We start from the raw sequence: 17,529 nt of genomic DNA, 5'->3' as shown, positions 1-17,529 counted from the left end.
ACATCGGTTGTTGGTCCAGTGTATAACAAGATCGAGGGATTTCGTCGGTCTTTTTCACATCTTCGACGTAATTGTATGTAAGCGACGATATGTCTATTCTATGGGACTTGAATGCAGCGGCTGAAAAAGCACACTAATGGCAGATCTTGAATTACCGGGATACGAGCTCTATGAACGCCTCGGGAGAGGGGGTATGGCTACTGTATACCGGGCACTCCATCTCAACCTTGATCGCGAGGTAGCGATCAAGGTGATGGACCCGGGGATGAACGCGGACGAAAGTTTTTCCGAGCGCTTTATCCGCGAAGCCCGTATTTCTGCGCGCCTGACTCACCCCCATATCCTGCAGATCTACGATGTAAATACCTTCGATGGCTACAACTACATCGCCATGGAATTACTGGGCGCCGGGGAATTGTCGGACTTCATTCACCTGTCCATGCCACAGAAGCAGATATACACCATCACCCGGCAGATGGCGGAAGCCCTCGATTACGCGGCGGGCCGGGGTTACGTGCACCGCGATATCAAGCCCAGTAACATCATGATGCGCGACGAGGGCGATTACGTGCTGGCCGACTTCGGCATTGCCCGGGCCGCCAATTCGGGCACCCAGATGACCCAAACGGGGCTGATGGTTGGTACACCCAGTTACATGAGTCCGGAGCAGGCCAAGGGCCAGGAGGTCGACGGGCGTTCTGACCTTTATGCACTGGCAGTGCTGGTCTATGAAATGCTCACCAAGACGCTGCCCTACGAGTCCGATTCGGCCGTTACCACTGCGGTCAAGCATTTGACCGAGGATATCCCCACCTTGCCGGAACACCTGGCGGCCTACCAGGACTTTATCAACAAGGGGCTGGCCAAGTCGGCGGACGATCGCTTCCAGACCGGCGCTGAACTCTATCAGGCATTTATGGCTGCCAGTGCGGATTTCGACGACGACCAGGTACTCACCGAGGGGGTGGAAAAGCCTGCGGCGCCAGCTCCGGCGGCAGCGGGCGATGGGCCAGAGAGGACCTCCCTGGCCGGTATCGATTCGACCCGGCTGAGCCATTCCTCGTCACCCGCGGTATCGGGTTCCTCGCGACCCTACAAGCTCGAGGGCAGTACCCAGCGGGAGCGACTGGTTAGCGGCACTTATGCCCGCAGCGACCGGGCCGCCAGCAAGTCGGGCGGTTCGGTCGTTCGTATCCTGGTGATCGTGGCCGTGCTCGCCGGGGCCGGATACGGCGGATTCACCTGGTGGCAGGGGCAGCAGGGCGGTGACAGCAAGGATCAGCGGGCTCTGACCGCCGAACTGGCCAGGGCCTACAGTGCCATGAACGAGGAAAACCTTGCGGTCGCTGCGTCGGCTTTCTACAAGGTCCTGTCTATGGACAGCGGCAACGGCGCAGCCCAACAGGGTATGGACGAGGTGGGCAACCTCTATACCCGGTCGATTGAACAGGCGATCGCCGACGGGGACCTGGGGAGCGCCAAAAACCTGATGCTGGATTACGGCGGGTACTTTGCCGGCAACAGCAACTTCGAACGCCTGCAGGCGGAGATCAACCTGTTGGCCGAGCAGCAGAACCTGGCAGCCGTTCAGGCCGAGAGAGTGGACAAGCTGTTGTCCCAGGTCGATGCCAGTATCGAGACGGGAGACTTCGACCAGGCCCATTCCCTGATGGCACAGGCCACCGCCATAGACCCGGAACATGCTCAACTGGCCGCTCGCCGTGACGCAATAGAACAGGCGCAGGCGAAAACCGCCGCCTACGAGGAGCGCTGGTCCCGATACACCCCGGCACAACGTGAAGCATTCAATGCCGCCATCACAATTGCCGACGCCGCACTGGACGCAGGCGAGTTGGAGCCGGCGGAATCAGCACTGGCGGACGCCGCAGAAATTGCATCTGATGTCCCGGAACTGCAGCGCAGGGTTGACCGGCTCGAAGCCGCCAGAGCGCAAATTCTCGAGGATCTGGCGCAGGAAGAGGCCCGGATAGCCGCTTTGCTGGATGAGGCGGACGCTGCTGTCGCCGCCATCGCCGAAGATCCGTCCAACGCGGCCTCTGCTGTCGGCATTTACCAGAGCGTGACGGAACAGTACCCGGACAACCAGCGAGCCAATCAGGGGATCGAGGACGTCAGCGCTTTCTACATTGACGTTGCCCGGGATGCCGCTGGCGAGGGTGACTTCGACGGTGCCCGCCAGGCGCTGGCAACGGTGGAGACGCTGTTGCCGGGGGCAGACGCCGTGGTGCAGTTTGAGAGTGAACTGCCAGCCCTGGAAGAAAAGTGGACCAGGCAGCAGGCAGAACTCGCTGCCCGGCGCGAGGCGGAAAAAGCCGCTCTCGACAAGGCCACAGAGACCGCAGCCCGGGGCGAACGTTCGCTGGCCAGTGGCGCGCTGGACCTTGCCCAGCAAGCTTACGACGAGGTGGTCCAGACCCATCCCGAATTGCCCGCAGTGAAATTACTGGAGGATAACCTGCGCAAGGCTTATGGCGATGCTGCCCGCCAGGAGATCGACCTCAAGGAGTTTGATAGTGCCGAGGACCTGGTCACCAGGGGGAAAACGCATTTCCCGGATGATCCGTCCTGGAAACTGCTTGCCCAGGAGATCGATACCGCCCGATCCAGTTCCCGCCGCCGGCTGGGAGCGTACTAGGGACAACAAGGGCGGGATCAGTCTGTTAAACTGAAGTTCAATCGTTTACAACGGGAGTTGATATGTTTGCTTGCTTTGCCAGCAGGGTGAGGCGTTGGTTCGCTTGCCTGATGCTGGCCACCGTATGCGCCGGTAACGCCTGGGCTCAGTTTGTACCTCCGCAGAACCTCGATCCTGCTTCGGCAACCATTCGCCTGGACAGCAGTTTCCAGAGTGATGCCTGGCTGGTTTATACCTACGATATCGACGAGACCGGCAATGTGGTGAATGCCCAGATCCAGAGTTCCAATGGTGTTCTCGAGGTCGAGCAGGCGATTCTTCGGCAGGTCAATGCCATGCGCTTCATCCCGGCCCGACGGGGCGGTAATCCGGTCAAGGTATCCGCCGACCCGGTGGTCTATACCTGGATCCTGGACCTGCCCCGTGAAATGACACCGCGCTTTGCCCAGCTCTACCAGCAGGCGTGGGATTTGTACGCCGAGGAAAATTACGACGCGGCCTTTGATATCGCGGTAGAGCTGAAAAACTTCCCCGGTCGCAACGCTCTGGAAGAGGTCAAGTTCCAGATACTGGCCGCCTCCCTCGCCAGTCGTTGGGACGACGAGGCCGCTGAATTACAACACCTGACCCGGGTGGTCGAATTCCAGTCCCTGGCGCTCAATAACAACTTCAAGAATACCTATGTATCGACGCAACAGTACCTGCAGATACTCAAACGAATCCTGACCCTGCAGTTGAACGGTCGTATGCTGGCCGATGCCGGCAACACCCTGGACCTGATGCAAAACCTCGGTCGCGGCTCTCCCGTGGTGGACGAAGCCGCGGCTCTGTACAGCCAGGCAGAGCAGCAACTTGCGGCGATGGATGACGTGGCGATCAATGGCGAGCTGGTTCCCCTCTATCGCGACGGACCCGGGTCCTGGAAGGCCGGCCTCAGCCGCAGTGAGTTCTCGGTGTCAGATGTGCGTGGCCGGGTGGGTGCGGTTTTCCTCGTGTGCGCCAATGGCGAGAGGTCCCTGCGCTATCCCTCCAGTGATCCCTGGCGGATTCCCACGGGCTGGTCCGATTGCAAGGTTGATGTATCGGGCAAGGCCGGTACCCGCCTGGTGCTGCACCAGCACGCGCCGCGCCAGCGCTGAGTGTTAGGCACCGAGCAACTGCTTTACCTTGTCACGAAAGCCCCGGCTCACCTTGAGCTGGGCGCCCCCCTCCAGTGACAACATATACTCGCCATTCCCGAGCGTGTGGGCGCCGCTGATGTAGTCGCTGTTGATAATGGTCGAGCGGTGGATGCGCAGGAAGCGGGCGGGGTTCAGCATCGCTTCCAGTTGCTTCATGGTAATCCGCATGATGTGAGTCTCGCCGCCGGCATGGATACACATATAGTCGCCAGCAGCGTCTACCCAGTGGATGTCAGCCACCTTGATGAGGTGGATGTCGCTGCCATCTTTCACCACCAGTTTTTCCGGCCACTGCCTGACCTCGGTTTCCCCCTGGACCATCTCTTCAATGGAGGCGGCGCTGGCACCGGTCATGCCCATCATCAGGTCCATCAGGCGCTGCTTTGAGCGTTCCGCCTCTTCATGGCTGTGGTGCGCCACCGCACGATCAATTGCCTCGTGCAGGCGGTCGTCGTCGATGGGCTTGAGCACGTAATCTACCGCATGCACCTTGAAGGCATCGACGGCGTACTGGTCAAACGCGGTGACAAAGATGACCATGGGCAGATTGTCAGTCTGTAACTGGCGGACAACTTCAAAGCCATCGATGCCGGGCATTTGAATATCCAGGAACACCAGGTCCGGCGAGTGTTCGGCAATCGCTTCCAGGGCCTGTTGCCCGTTGGCACACTCGGCGATGACGTCCACCATGGGAATTTGTTGCAGGCGCAGGGCCAGGCCCCGGCGGGCCAGTGACTCGTCGTCGACGATGATGGTTTTCAGGCTGTTCATGAGGCTCGGCTGCCGAATTCCAGAGGTATACATATAGTTATAGTCAGTCCGTGGGGATCTGTGGTGCTTAATTCAAACGATTGACGTTCGCCGTAAATTTCCTTGAGTCGCTCGCGGCAGTTGGAAAGTCCAACGCCGCCGGAGCCATTGCCCTTGCCGCCCAGGTCCAGGCCGGGACCATCATCTGCCACCTGCAGGCAGAGGCGGTCACCGTCGACCCAAGCGGTGACGGTGATGGAACCGCCGTTGATGGCTTGGGCAATGGCGTACTTGATGGAGTTTTCTACCAGCGGTTGCAGCAGCAGGCTGGGCATCAGCGCCTCGCTGGCGTCTTCCTCAACCTGGAATTGCAGCTGCAGGCGCTCGTCAAAGCGTACTTTTTCGATATCCAGGTAAAGCCTGAGGGCTTCCACTTCCTCGGCTACAGAGACCTTGAGCATGGGATCATTGTCCAGGGTATAGCGCAGGAACCGGCTGAGCCTTGTCACCATGACATTGGCCAGTTCGTTGTTCCTGTCCAGAATGAGGGTGGAAATGGCATTGAGGGTATTGAACAGGAAATGGGGATTGAGCTGGTAGCGCAGCATTTTGAGCTTGGTCTCGTGGGCCATGGACAAGGCCTTGAGTCCCCGTTCACGTTCCTCCTGCGCCGCCATGTAGTTCTTGATGCCGAAATAAAGCGCACTCCACACCAGCATTACCCAGAACGCGGAAACAGCGCCATCGAAGTAGGACAGAAACTCCATTCCGTGTTTTTCGGTGACTTTTCGTTCTTCTGGAAACATGTTGTAAAAGACCGTGCCGCGAATCGCCATCCACACCAGTCCGGCTGCGTAGGAACCGGCGACGATGGCAATAATTCGCCGGGTCAGTTCCATCTCCCACATGTGGCGGTACAGTGCGCGCAGTACCAGGGTAATGAGCATGCCTATAGTGGCGATGAAGGGAAGATAGAAAATATAGTTTTCCGGAGGCTTGCCCCAGACGAGGACGCCCAGGTAAAAGGACATGGCCCAGCCGCTCCAGCCGGCGAACTGTAGCAGCCAGAACAGGTAGCGCTTGTCTTTGAGTAAGTCCTGCATATTCATCAGCTCATTATACGTATAGACGCCTGCAGTCCCCTGTCACTCGTCGCAGCCGGACGGCAATTCGTCTCAGGATGAGGATACAAGAGGTTGTTTTTGCTTTTGTTGCGCCCACCACAGGGCGGCATAGGCACCGTTGGCCCGCAGCAGCTCCGCGTGGGTGCCGCTCTCACAGATGCGCCCCCTGTCGAGGACGACAATGCGATCGGCGTCGACTATCGTTGACAGTCGATGTGCGATAACCAGAGAGGTATGACCCTCGGCGATTTCCCGCAGGGCGCTGACAATCGCCTGCTCCGAGTGACTGTCCAGGGACGACGTTGCCTCGTCAAAGACCATGATCGGCGGGCGCTTGAGAATGGTACGGGCGATGGAGACCCGTTGTTTTTCCCCGCCTGAAAGTTTCAGTCCACGCTCTCCCACCAGGGTCTGGTCGCCTTGCGGCAGGGAGGCGATAAAGTCGTCCAGGTGCGCCAGGCGGATCGCCTCTGCCACCTGTGCCTCACTGGCTTCGGGGTTGCCGTAGCGCACATTGGCGAGCAGGGTGTCATTGAACAGTACCGTGTCCTGGGGAACGATGCCGATGGCCTGGCGCAGGCTGGCCTGGGTGACCGAGGCGATGTCCTGGCCGTCAATACTGATATATCCGGCATCCGGGTCATAGAACCGGAACAGCAGTTTAACCAGGGTTGATTTGCCCGAGCCGCTGGGCCCCACCACGGCAACTTTTTCACCGGGATCGACTCGCAGGTTTACGTCTCGCAGGATGGGGCGTTCCGGCTTGTAAGCGAAATCAACGTGGTGGAATTCAATGGCGCCCCGGGTCAGTAGCAGGTCGGTAGCGTCGGCGCGGTCGATGACTTGCGCCTCAACCGCCATCAACTCGAACATCTTCTCGATATTGGCCATGGACCCTTTGATCTCCCGGAACACGAAGCCCAGAAAGCCCAGCGGCAGGAACAGCTGTATCATGAACTGGTTGATGAGAATGAAATCGCCCAGTGACAGTTCTCCCTGGTAAACCTGGTTTGCCGCCAGGCCTATCATCGCCGTCTGTGATACTGCGATGATTAGCGCCTGGCCCCCGTTGAGTCCAAACAGTGACAGGCGATTCTTGCGTCGTGCCAGTTCCCAGCGCGCCAGTTCCCGGTCGTAGCGCTGGGCCTCAAACTCCTCGTTGCCGAAGTACTTCACGGTTTCGAAGTTCAACAGGCTGTCTACCGCCCTGGTGTTACTGGCGGAATCCGCCTCATTCATTTCCCGTACGAAGCGGGTGCGCCATTCGGTGGCATACAGGGAAAAGAAGCCGTACAGGACGACTGCCGCCAAGGTAATGAGGGCGAACCCCGGTCCGTAGTTGAACAGCAGGATGCCGACGACCATGCTGATTTCCAGCAGGGTGGGGGCAATGTTGAAAACAAAAAAGCGCATCAGGAAGCTGATCCCCGATGTTCCGCGCTCAATGTCCCGGGCCAGTCCCCCGGTGCGCCTGCCGAGATGGTATTCCAGGTCCAGCGCGTGCACGTGACGAAATACCTGCAATCCGATGCGGCGCATGGCGCGCTCGGTGACGCGGCCGAAAATGGTATCGCGCAACTCGCCAAAGAAAACGTTGGCAAAGCGGGCACCACCATACGCCAGTACCATGCCCAGCAGCAGTCCGGGTGCCAGGCTGCCGGGTTCCACACCCTCCAGCGAATCCACCAGGTGCTTGAGCAGGAAGGGTATGAATATGATCGCCCCCTTGGCCAGCACCAGGCAGGCGAGGGCCAGCAGGACCCGGTAGCGGGACTCCAGCAGGTAGGGGATCAGGTGTTTTATGATACGCCAGTTGATGCCCGTTTCGGTGTCGGTGTGCTGGCTCAGATGTCGCATCGGCGAACTCCGGGCCGCGGCGTCCCGCTTGTCGCGCGAATGTTCAGACGGCGACCATTCTTCGACGCAGGAAGGCGATTTGTGTTGCCAGGGGCAGGTCCTTGGGGCACATGTCCTCACAGCCCAGCAGGGTCATACAGCCGAATACGCCGGAATCGTCACCCACCAGCTGGTAGAAGTCACTGTCATCGCGTTGATCCCGGGGGTCGAGACGGAAACGGGTGACCTGGTTGAGGCCCACGGCCCCGACAAAGTCATCGCGCATCTGCGCAGTGCCACAGGCGGCAATGCAGCAACCGCACTCGATACAGCGTTCCAGTTCGTAGATCTGCTCCGCCAGATGCGGGTCCATGGGCTGCTCCATCTGGTCCAGGTCGACCCCGGCCAGGTCGCTGGCGTGAACCCAGGTTTCCAGTCGCTCCGCCATACCCCGCATCCACTTGCCGGTATTAACCGACAGGTCGGCAATCAACTCAAACCCGGGCAGGGGCAACAGGGTGAATTCATCCGGCAGGTCGCGGGTCAGGGTGCGACAGGCCAGGCCCGGGCGACCATTGATAATCATGCCGCAACTGCCGCAGATGCCCGCCCGGCAGACAAAGTCGAAGGTCAGGGTCGGGTCCTGTTCCTCGCGGATCACATTGAGGGCAATGAACAGGGTCATGGCGTCGGTTTCGTCGACTTCAAAGGCCTGCAGCCGGGGCTGGCTGTCCCCGTCGGCGGGATTGTGCCGGAGGATATTAATGGTCAATGTGCGGTGCTGGCGTACCGGGATGTTATCCATCGGTATCACCCAGGCGCTGGTTGCGGCCACGGTAAATGCCGGGCAAAAAGTGCTCGAAAGGCATGAGCAGGGCCTGGCGCTGACGCGCATCCAGCGGTCCTGCCTGGGCGAGTAAGGCGTCGATCTGCGCCTGACGGGCCTCGCTGTCCGGATGGGCGATAAAATCCCGGGCGCCGTAGCCGCGCCATCCGGGGGGTAATTCCATGCTCATGATATCCAGCGGCTCATAGTCGATGGTCGGTTGTTCCTGGTCCTGCTCCGGCCAGGACGTCAAGGTGCGCTGCAGCCATTGTTGATCATTGCGTTGCGGATAGTCTGCCCGGTAATGGGCGCCTCGGCTTTCGGTTCGCTGCAGTGCGCCGCAGGCGACGCACAGCGCGAGTTTGAGCATCCGAGGGAGGCGGTAGGCTGCGACCAGTTCCGGGTTGGGTCCTTTTCGGGCGCTGGACAAACCGATCCTGCTCGCCCGCGACTGCAGTGCCAGCAATCCCGCAACTGCTTCCTCGAGGCGCTCGGCGCTGCGGAAGATCCCCACCTTGTCGGTCATGATCTGCTGCATCTGGCGGGTCAGCTCGACGGCTTTTTCCGCCCCCGGGTTGGTCGCGATACTGCGCAGCCTGGCAGCCTCCCGGGCCTGGAAATCCGCTGCCAGGGCGGTCGACAGGGTGAGTTCTCCCTGGTCCGACTCGCAGTAATCGGCAATGGTTTCGCCGACAATCATTCCCGCTACCACTGTTTCGGCGACGGAGTTGCCGCCCAGTCGGTTGAATCCGTGCATATCCCAGCAGGCGGCTTCGCCCACGGCGAACAAACCGCTGAGGCTGGGGCACTGGCCGGTGCGGTCGGTGCGTATGCCGCCCATGGAATAGTGCTGGGCCGGGCGCACTGGAATGAGTTCCTCTGCCGGGTCAATGCCGAGAAAGTAGTGGCAGATCTCGCTGACTTCGCGCAGCTTGCTGTTGATGTGGTCCCTGCCCAGCAGGCGTATGTCGAGCCAGAGATGCTCACCGAAGCGGCTGCTGGCGCCGTGCCCCGCCGCGATGTGTTCTTCCATGCGCCGGGAGACCACGTCGCGAGAGGCAAGCTCCCGCTTTTCCGGCTCGTAGTCGGGCATAAACCGGTGGCCGCTGCCGTCCAGCAACAGTCCGCCGTCACCGCGGCAGCCTTCGGTGACGAGGATACCCGAGGGGAATATCCCGGTGGGGTGGAACTGCACCGCTTCCATATTGCCCAGTCTGGCCAGGCCCGTTTCAAGCGCCAGGGCGGCACCCAAGCCCTCGTTGATCACCGCATTGGTCGATACCCGGTAAATACGCCCGAAGCCGCCGCTGGCGACACAGGTGGCCCGCGCCAGGTAGGTTTGCAGTTCGCCGGTCATCAGGTTGCGGGCGACGGCGCCACAGCAGCGTTCACCGTCATGGATCAGGGCGATGGCCTCCATGCGCTCATGCACGGGAATGCCCGCAGCTATGGCCTGATTGCTCATGGTGTAGAGCATGGCGTGGCCGGTCCCGTCGGAGACGTAGCAGGCCCGCCACTTGGCAGTGCCGCCAAAATTGCGACTGGTTATCAGACCGTGGGCGGCGTCGGCCTCGCGGATGGTTTTCTTCTGCCCGTCCTCGGTGATCTGGTGTTCGCCCTTCTGTACCCGGGACCAGGGGACGCCCCAGGCGGCCAGTTCGCGGATGGCCTTGGGCGCCATGTGGGCAAACATCCTGACCACATCCTGGTCCGCGCCCCAGTCCGAACCCCGCACGGTGTCGGCAAAATGCAGGTCTTCGTTGTCGCCGGCACCGCCGAGGCAGTTGCCCAGGCTCGCCTGCATCCCTCCCTGGGCAGCAGCAGAGTGGGAGCGCTTGGCCGGTACCAGTGACAGCACGGTGACATCCAGGCCCCGGCGGCGTGCGCCTATCGCGGCCCGCTGTCCGGCAAGGCCGCCACCGATGACCAGTACGTCGGTAACAATCGGGCTCATTCGACGGCCTCCGGTGCGTAGCGCTCACCGGCATAGGGGGCATGCTGTGCACCGATTCGCATATAGGTCACCAGTGAGGCAGTGCCCAGGCACAGGTAGAATGCCACGATGCAATAGGCGGCCAGTTTGATGCGTCCCCGCCACAGGCCCAGGCGCTGGGCGGGGAAGGGCCCCCATTTCAGGCACAGGCGGTAAATGCCGATGCCCGCGTGCAGGTGGACAATCAGCAGCAGGGGTCCGTAGAGCAACCAGAAACGTCCACTCCAGACCCGGTCCGAGGATGCGTAGGGCCCGATGTTTTCCGGCTGCAGCAGCACCACCAGCAGGTGGGCAGAGGCGAGAAAGAACAGGGCGAATCCGGTGATGACCTGGATGTACCAGGCGGTGGTGTCGAGGTGTCTCATGGCGCTAACGTGGCGATTGAGACGATGGTACTGCCTGTAGTTCGCGGGAAATTTTCGCAGGGCCAGCAGCGCATGGAGGGCCACCAGGGCGAGAACAAGCGCTGCGGCCACCGATACCAGTACCGGGTAGGGACGGCCCAGCAGGTGAGCGCCCTCGAACATGCGCGTCACCCAGAGCATGGCATCCTTGCCCAGCAGGATGCTGGACTCGAAAAACATGTGGCCCCAGATAAACAGTACCAGCAGCAGCCCGCTGAGGCTCTGGGCAACGTCCAGCCGGGCAGGCCAGCGGTTAATTTTCTGTCGCATCGGTTTAGGCTCCAGTGCAGCTGCGCCCATACTAGCCTGTCCTGTTTTTCTACACCTTGTGGTGGCTCAATAATAGCGTCATCGCCGCGGGCTTGCAGCTTCGCTATAATGACAGGCTTTCAAGACCGATTAGAGAGTTTCCATGTCCGAAAAGGACCTTATTCCCACAGTCCAGGTCGCCAGTGGCGAGAAGTTCGTCAACGACCGGGGGATTACCGCGATCAAGGACGGCATCAAGCCCGGGGCCAGCACCACGCCACGTTTGCGCAAGCCTGACTGGCTGCGGGTGCGTATCAAGGGCGGCCAGACCTTTGAGCGGGTCAGCGATATCGTGCATGAACACGGCCTGGCCACCGTCTGCGAGGAAGCCAAGTGTCCCAATATGAGCGAGTGCTGGAGCTCAGGCACCGCTACCATCATGCTGTTGGGGGATGTCTGCACGCGGGCCTGCCGCTTCTGCGCGGTAAACACCGGCAACCCCCGGGGATGGCTGGATCCCGACGAGCCGGCCAAGACAGCCCGTTCGGTACAACTGATGAACCTGAAGTACGTGGTGCTGACCTCGGTGAATCGCGATGACCTGGACGATGGCGGAGCGGGACAGTACGCCGCCTGCGTGCGCAAGGTAAAGGAAGTCAACCCCGGTACCGCGGTAGAGGCGCTCACCCCTGATTTTCTGGGGGTGCTGGCGGATGTGGAAACCGTGGTCGATTCCGGTATCGAGGTATTCGCCCAGAACGTGGAGACAGTGAAACGCCTGACCCACCCCGTTCGTGACCCCCGGGCCTCCTACCAGCAGACTCTTGCGGTACTGGCGCATGCCAAACGCTATCGCCCGGATGTACTGACCAAAACCAGCCTGATGCTTGGCCTGGGTGAAACCGAGGAAGAGATTGTCCAGTGCATGGACGACCTGCGCGAGGCGGGGGTGGATATCCTCACCTTTGGCCAGTATCTGCAGCCCACCGCCAATCACTATCCCATCGATCGCTATGTGACCCCGGACGAGTTCGAGATGTATCGCCAATGGGGCCTGCAAAAGGGGTTCCTGGAAGTGGTCTCAGGTGTGCTGGTGAGGTCCAGCTATCGCGCGGAACAGGTGCTGGAGAAAAACAATGTCGGGCTAGCACAGCCGGGCTGAAGCTCTGGTCTTGTCTGCAGCAGCCCGGCGGTACCTGGCGTAATCAGTCGGCTTTGGCGGTTACGCTGCTCAGGCTGGAATTGATTTGCAGGGCCCAGCTGGTGAACATGCGGGTCACGTCAGCCCTGTTGGTCACGCTATTGTTCAGGCCCCAGTGGTTTACGGTGTTGCGGCTGTCCTTCACCAGCGCCAGCACCTCCCCGGTCTGGGAGTCGCCAAAAGCCACCGCCACGGCGATGGCCCCCGCGCCCTTGGTGATCACGTAGCTGCGACCGATGGGGCGTGAGCGGTTATCGTCCTTGGCCGCCGCCGGCGCAAGGGCGGTGATCATCGCCTGGATTTCCAGCACGTCGTCACCCGGCTGGTCGACCAACGGGAACTCGCCCTTGTCCTGCAGTTGTTTCTTCATCGCATCGTGGAATAGCTGCTGCAGCAATTTTTTGTCGCTGTCGGTCAATTCCCAGTCGCGCTGGCTGAGCGATGTGCCTGATTTACTGGGCTGGATGACTTCGACATTATCCACCCCCAGGGGCAGTAGCAGGATCTTGCGGTATTTGCTGAAGTCGGCATTGGGATCGATATAGGCAATGTCGGCGCGGCTGCCGTCCACCCGGTGCAGATTACCGCCGATAACCTCGGCGTCGTCTCCGGTCTGCACTTCCGGAGTGCTGCTGCAGGCGGTCAGCGCTGCCAGCAGGCTTGCAGTGATCGCGAATTTTTTCAACATGTGGTTCTCCTTGCCCGGTTGAATCGAGGTGGCCTGTTCGTGACACAATAGGCCCTATGAATAATCGCGCCATAGTACCACTTTGTCCGCTCGATACTGCACCCGTGCAGCAGTTGTGTATGGGAAATGTCCAGGTGCTGCGGCTGGACCAGTGGGGCGGAGTCGCCGCCGGCAACAAGCGGTTCAAGCTCCGCCGTCATCTCGCCAGGGCGACAGAGCAGGGCATGGGGCGGGTGCTCAGCTTCGGTGGCGCCTGGTCCAACCACCTTCATGCCCTGGCCGCTGTGGGCGCCGAACTTGGCCTGCAGACCATCGGCATTATTCGCGGCGGGGAACAACCAACCCCCATGCTGGAAGACGCGAGAGCCTGGGGTATGGAACTGGTCCCGGTTTCCCGGCAGGAGTATCGGCGGCGCTACGAATCCGCCTATCTGGAGACTCTGGCGGCGCGGTATGCCCCCTGCCTTGTCGTCCCCGAGGGCGGCGGAGGCCCCGAGGGCGTGCGCGGCTGTGTGGAAATTGCCGAGCTGATCAATCGACTGGATCGTCACTGGTCCCGGGTGGTGGTTGCCGTGGGTACAGGCACCACGCTGGCAGGGCTGGCTGCGGGGCTGGAATGCGCCGACGAACTGATTGGCGTTTCTGCCCTCAAGGGTGCCGGGGCACTGGCTGATACGGTGCAGCAGGCACTGGCCGACTCAGGCCTGCAGGCGAAGGTACCCTGGCGACTGAAGCATGACTACCACTGCGGAGGGTTCGCCCGGACCAGCCCGGCGCTGCGCGCTTTCCTGCAGGCGTTCGAACAAGTCCAGAAGGTCCAGCTCGAGCCCGTTTATACCGCTAAAGCGCTGTACGCCGTGCACACGATGCTCAGGAGCGGCCAGTGGTCACCGACAGAGCCGGTTTTGTTTGTCCATACCGGTGGACTGCAGGGCCGCCGGGGATACACCTGGTTGAATCAGGGCTGCGAGTAACGTCCGGTGGCGCGCAGCCGTGTTCTGCGTCGTGAGTTCAGCTCTGTCATGTTACTGATCTGCCAGCCTCAGTTCCGCAATGACTGCCTTGTGGTCGGACAGGAGGTCTTGCGCGGTCGTGTAGCTGACAAATTCCAGTTCGTCGGAAACAATAATCCAGTCCAGTCGTTTCTTCTTGTAGGTGAACAGTTCAGATTTATCATCGACCCAGGTATTCAGGTGGCGTTGGTTTTCCGCTGCGCTTGCCATGAGGCTGGCCGCCAGGGTTTCCGAGTTGAAATCGCCCATCAGTATCACCGGGTGTTGGCGGTTGTTCATCAACGCGGCCAGTTCATCCAGTTGCGCCCTGCGGACCGACTCGCGAGAAAAGTCCATGTGGATGGAGATAACGTCCACCATGACCGTCTCGCCGGCGCCCGGGTCCCACTCAATCTGGGCCAGGGTAAAGCCCTTGCCCGCAGTGGGCGGAGAAGGAGAAAAATCAAGACTGACAGCCGCCGGTATGGGCAGAGTGGACAGAATCGCCGTTCCATAACGCGCAATCCACAGTGACGCGTGGCTGGCCTGTACCCACCAGGGGTAGCCGGCGATGCGTGCCAGGACATTGGCCTGATCGATATTGCCACTCCACGCTGAAGGACTGTCCACCTCTTGCAGCGCGGCGATGTGAATGCTTTTGGACCGCAGGAACTGGGCGATGCGATCAAGGTTTCCCGCTATATCTTCAGTCGAAACCAGCAGTTGGTTCAGGCTTTGCCCCCGGCCGTGAGCGATATTCAGAGTGGCGACCCTGAGTATTTCCCCCGGCGGTGCTATTGCAGCGCTGTCGTTATGTTGAACGGTGAGCGGCTGCTGCCTGGGTTCCTCGGCCCGGATGGTATTGCATGACAGCAGCAACAACGACATGGCACCCGCCAGCATTTTATTCATCGGTTTGTGGCCATTCATCGGCAACGACAAATAACCGCTGCCGTTCCCGCCCCCAGTCGTCAACCAGGGCAAATTGCCCCGGGCTGTTCGCCGCAGTTCCGGTCTGCTCCCGGCCGGCCGGGCTGTCGTTGCCTGCCAGCGGTGCCAGCCACTGACGCCGCGCCAGCCTGCGGTGTGATAGGTCTCCCAGTATAGCAGTCGCCGTGCTGGCGTGCGCCCACTGCTGCAGGGCCAGTTGGGTGTTGTAGGCAGGAGGCGCAACAGTGGTGACTGCGTATTGCCGGTACAGCCTTCCTTTGACCTCCACTTCCCGCAGCGGCGATTCCACGCCAAGTGCGGCCAGCACCTCGCGGGCCTGCGCCTGTTCCGACAGGCGGGCCTGGTGTTCCAGCATGCGCGTGAGTTTCCGATCCAGTCTGTCTTTGACATTGGGACCGAGCCAGTGCTGCCATTCGCTGCCATCCATCCCGGGAGCACACAGGTAGAACTTCAGGGCCAGTTCCAGATGGACAGGGCGCTGTCGCCGGTGGCAGAAGTAGACCAGGTCAAATTCCCCCAGGGTTTTCCCGCCAGCACGCACTGGAAGATTACTTGCCAGCAATTCCACCTGCGGTTCGTTGCTGAGGAAAAACTGCCAGAGGGATTCGAAGTAGATACCCAGGCGTGTGCTCCTGCCCGCGGCGATAAACTGCAGCAGCGCCTGGGGCTGCCGGTCCAACTGGCGCAGCCACTGCCGGCGTGCAGCCGTGAGGCTGAAGTGACAGTTACTCACTGAGGCCTGGCGGGCCAGCTTGGAGGCATGAAAAAGCGGCGGCGAGAAACAGGCCCAGGCCAGGTCGCGGACTTCGGGTGTTTGCAGCTCCAGCAGGGTGTTTTCGGCAAAGGCGTTCACGTGGTTATAATACCAGTCCTTTTCAGTGGGGCGTACTCATGCCTGGTTCCTTCAAGAAGATTGGTCTGGTGGGTCGCAGCCAGCAGGACGGCCTGGACGTGGTGTTACAGGAACTGCTGGAGTTGCTGGTCCGCCGCGGACACGAGGTTATTCTCGAGGACAGGCTGGGCGAGCTGGTTCCCGATGCCGGCACGCGGCTGGCGAGCAGGGATGAGATCGGCCTGGAGTCGGACCTGGTGATTGTCGCCGGGGGTGACGGCAGCATGCTCAGCGCCGCGCGTACCCTGGCCAGGTATGACACGCCCGTGCTGGGTGTGAACCGGGGGCGTCTCGGCTTTCTCACCGATATTACCCCGGACCAGATTGCCGAACAGGTCCCGCGGGTGCTCGACGGTGAATACGATACCGAGAACCGTTTCCTGCTGGATGCCTACGTGGAACGCGCTGGTGAATCGGTGGCCCGGGCCGATGCGCTCAATGATGTGGTGGTCAACTCCGGGACCTCGGCCCAGATGATAGAGATCGAACTCTCGATCGACGGCAAGTTCGTCTATCGCCAGCGCGCGGACGGGCTCATTGTTTCCACGCCCACCGGTTCCACGGCCTATTCCCTTTCGGGTGGCGGGCCGATTATGCATCCTTCACTGGACGCCATTGTGCTGGTGCCGATGTTCCCCCACGCGCTGAGCAGCCGTCCCATTGTCGTTGACGGTAATTCCGAGATTCGCGTGGACATCCTGCAACGCAATCGCACCCACCCGCCGGTGACCTGTGATGGCCAGGTCAATATGACCGCGCGTCCCGGCGATACCGTCGTCATTCGCAAGAAGCCCCATCGCCTGACTCTGTTGCACCCGGTGGGCCACAGCTTTTACGCCAGTTGCCGGGATAAACTGCGCTGGAGCAACGCACTGGTCGACTGATGGCAGATTCCTACACTGTACTCCGGGTACCCCTGGGGGAAGACCTCCTGCCGCTGACCGCGCTGTTGCGCAGCCGGGGTGTGGCCCACCGCATCTACGAAGACGAGGGGCAACAGGTGCTGGCGGTATTCGAGCGGCAGCACGTGCAGCCGGTCAGTCGCCTGTACCAGGCCTGGCGGGACGGCGAAGTCACCATCGAGCCCGGGGCCACCCGGCCGGTGGCCTTGACCGCCCACCGGTTCCCGTGGCGCCAGTCTCCGGTGACCGCCTTGTTTGGTCTGGTGAGCATTGCCCTGTTCCTGGCCCTGTTGCTGGGTGCTCCTGAACAATGGCTCGGGTGGCTGACTTTCACGCCATTCGAGGTACGCTCCGGGCAGCTGTATTTTCTCCCCATGGGCGAGCAGTACTGGCGTTTGATTACGCCGATTTTCCTCCACTTCGGTTGGTTGCACATCACCTTTAATACCCTGTGGTTGTGGGAACTGGGCTCGAAAGTCGAGCGCGTCGCCGGCAGCCCCAATACCCTGGGGCTGCTGTTGGTCATCGCCCTGGTGTCCAATATTTGTCAGTATCAGTTCGGCGGTCCGGGCCTGTTTGGGGGCATGTCGGGGGTGGTCTATGGCCTGCTCGGATTTTCCTGGGTGGCCCCGCTGGTACAGCCGCGCTGGGTGATCCAGCCTGCGAGGCCCATTATGATTTTCATGGTCGGCTGGCTGTTCCTGTGCCTGTTCGGGGTGGTTGAATCCCTGGGGTTTGGTGCCATTGCCAATGCGGCACACCTGGGCGGTCTGTTGACCGGGGCGGTTCTGGGGGGGGTGTTCGGGCTTGTTTCGCGCCTGCAGGACAGTGGTCAGCAGGACTTGTAAGCCGGCAAGCCCGCACTATACTAGTTAACCAGATAA

At 60.9% G+C, this 17,529-nt stretch carries 15 protein-coding genes; 6 read left to right on the top strand and 9 right to left on the bottom strand.

All coding sequences use genetic code 11. The features are described 5' to 3' along the window. Positions 1-136: 136 nt before the first annotated feature. Both E2F43_RS16440 and E2F43_RS16435 read left to right on the top strand, forming a co-directional pair. Positions 137-2,656: a serine/threonine-protein kinase gene (locus E2F43_RS16440; RefSeq protein ID WP_133214695.1), complete on the top strand. Its 2,520-nt coding sequence runs from the start codon at positions 137-139 to the stop codon at positions 2,654-2,656. 62 nt (positions 2,657-2,718) lie between these two features. Next, entirely contained in the window at positions 2,719-3,795 is a 1,077-nt protein-coding gene (locus E2F43_RS16435) for an energy transducer TonB (protein ID WP_133214693.1), read from the top strand. A 3-nt stretch (positions 3,796-3,798) separates the two neighbouring features. On the opposite strand, the gene E2F43_RS16430 is transcribed toward E2F43_RS16435, so the two are convergent. From E2F43_RS16430 to E2F43_RS16405, 6 genes are all read right to left on the bottom strand, one after another. After that, the gene (locus tag E2F43_RS16430) at positions 3,799-4,608 is read right to left on the bottom strand and encodes a LytR/AlgR family response regulator transcription factor (RefSeq protein WP_133214691.1); all 810 of its coding nucleotides are present in this window, start codon (positions 4,606-4,608) and stop codon (positions 3,799-3,801) included. Then, a complete protein-coding gene (locus E2F43_RS16425) occupies positions 4,605-5,690 on the bottom strand; it encodes a sensor histidine kinase (RefSeq protein ID WP_238946982.1) in 1,086 nt (361 codons plus the stop codon). Before E2F43_RS16425 ends, E2F43_RS16430 begins: the two co-directional genes overlap by 4 nt. 72 nt (positions 5,691-5,762) lie before the next feature. Beyond that, positions 5,763-7,568, bottom strand: a complete 1,806-nt coding sequence (locus E2F43_RS16420) for an ABCB family ABC transporter ATP-binding protein/permease (protein ID WP_133214687.1) — start codon at positions 7,566-7,568, stop codon at positions 5,763-5,765. Positions 7,569-7,611: 43 nt separating this feature from the next. After that, positions 7,612-8,352, bottom strand: a complete 741-nt coding sequence (locus E2F43_RS16415) for a fumarate reductase iron-sulfur subunit (protein ID WP_133214685.1) — start codon at positions 8,350-8,352, stop codon at positions 7,612-7,614. Then, positions 8,345-10,327, bottom strand: a complete 1,983-nt coding sequence (locus tag E2F43_RS16410; RefSeq protein WP_133214683.1) for a fumarate reductase flavoprotein subunit — start codon at positions 10,325-10,327, stop codon at positions 8,345-8,347. Before E2F43_RS16410 ends, E2F43_RS16415 begins: the two co-directional genes overlap by 8 nt. After that, the gene (locus E2F43_RS16405) at positions 10,324-11,040 is read right to left on the bottom strand and encodes a fumarate reductase cytochrome b subunit (protein WP_133214681.1); all 717 of its coding nucleotides are present in this window, start codon (positions 11,038-11,040) and stop codon (positions 10,324-10,326) included. The genes E2F43_RS16410 and E2F43_RS16405 overlap by 4 nt, the downstream gene beginning before the upstream one ends. A gap of 142 nt (positions 11,041-11,182) precedes the next feature. On the opposite strand from E2F43_RS16405, the gene lipA reads away from it, so the two are divergent. Further along, a complete protein-coding gene (lipA, locus tag E2F43_RS16400; protein WP_133214679.1) occupies positions 11,183-12,181 on the top strand; it encodes a lipoyl synthase in 999 nt (332 codons plus the stop codon). 43 nt (positions 12,182-12,224) lie between these two features. Here lipA and E2F43_RS16395 read toward each other — a convergent pair whose 3' ends face one another. Further along, complete coding sequence (locus E2F43_RS16395) at positions 12,225-12,908, bottom strand: DUF3313 family protein (protein ID WP_133214677.1); 684 nt, start codon at positions 12,906-12,908, stop codon at positions 12,225-12,227. A 119-nt stretch (positions 12,909-13,027) separates the two neighbouring features. Between E2F43_RS16395 and E2F43_RS16390 the strand changes: the two genes are divergently transcribed. Beyond that, on the top strand, positions 13,028-13,882 hold the full coding sequence (locus E2F43_RS16390) for a 1-aminocyclopropane-1-carboxylate deaminase/D-cysteine desulfhydrase (protein ID WP_165954366.1): 855 nt from the start codon (positions 13,028-13,030) through the stop codon (positions 13,880-13,882). Between the two features lie 51 nt (positions 13,883-13,933). Here the strand turns inward: E2F43_RS16390 and E2F43_RS16385 are convergent, their stop codons facing one another. Together E2F43_RS16385 and E2F43_RS16380 are read right to left on the bottom strand one after the other, a co-directional pair. Beyond that, positions 13,934-14,812, bottom strand: a complete 879-nt coding sequence (locus E2F43_RS16385; RefSeq protein WP_165954365.1) for an endonuclease/exonuclease/phosphatase family protein — start codon at positions 14,810-14,812, stop codon at positions 13,934-13,936. Beyond that, positions 14,805-15,704, bottom strand: a complete 900-nt coding sequence (locus E2F43_RS16380; protein WP_133214671.1) for a DUF1853 family protein — start codon at positions 15,702-15,704, stop codon at positions 14,805-14,807. Before E2F43_RS16380 ends, E2F43_RS16385 begins: the two co-directional genes overlap by 8 nt. 38 nt (positions 15,705-15,742) lie before the next feature. Here E2F43_RS16380 and E2F43_RS16375 point away from each other — a divergent pair, with 38 nt between their 5' ends. Beyond that, entirely contained in the window at positions 15,743-16,627 is an 885-nt protein-coding gene (locus E2F43_RS16375) for an NAD(+) kinase (protein ID WP_133214669.1), read from the top strand. Further along, the gene (locus E2F43_RS16370; protein WP_133214667.1) at positions 16,627-17,493 is read left to right on the top strand and encodes a rhomboid family intramembrane serine protease; all 867 of its coding nucleotides are present in this window, start codon (positions 16,627-16,629) and stop codon (positions 17,491-17,493) included. The genes E2F43_RS16375 and E2F43_RS16370 overlap by 1 nt, the downstream gene beginning before the upstream one ends. The last annotated feature ends 36 nt before the right edge of the window (positions 17,494-17,529 follow it).

Origin of the sequence: Seongchinamella unica, assembly GCF_004354085.1 — a bacterium.
In the GTDB taxonomy this organism is placed as follows: domain Bacteria; phylum Pseudomonadota; class Gammaproteobacteria; order Pseudomonadales; family Halieaceae; genus Halioglobus; species Halioglobus unicus.
Note: the sequence above shows the minus strand (reverse complement) of the source record. Positions and strands in the feature narration are given on the sequence as shown.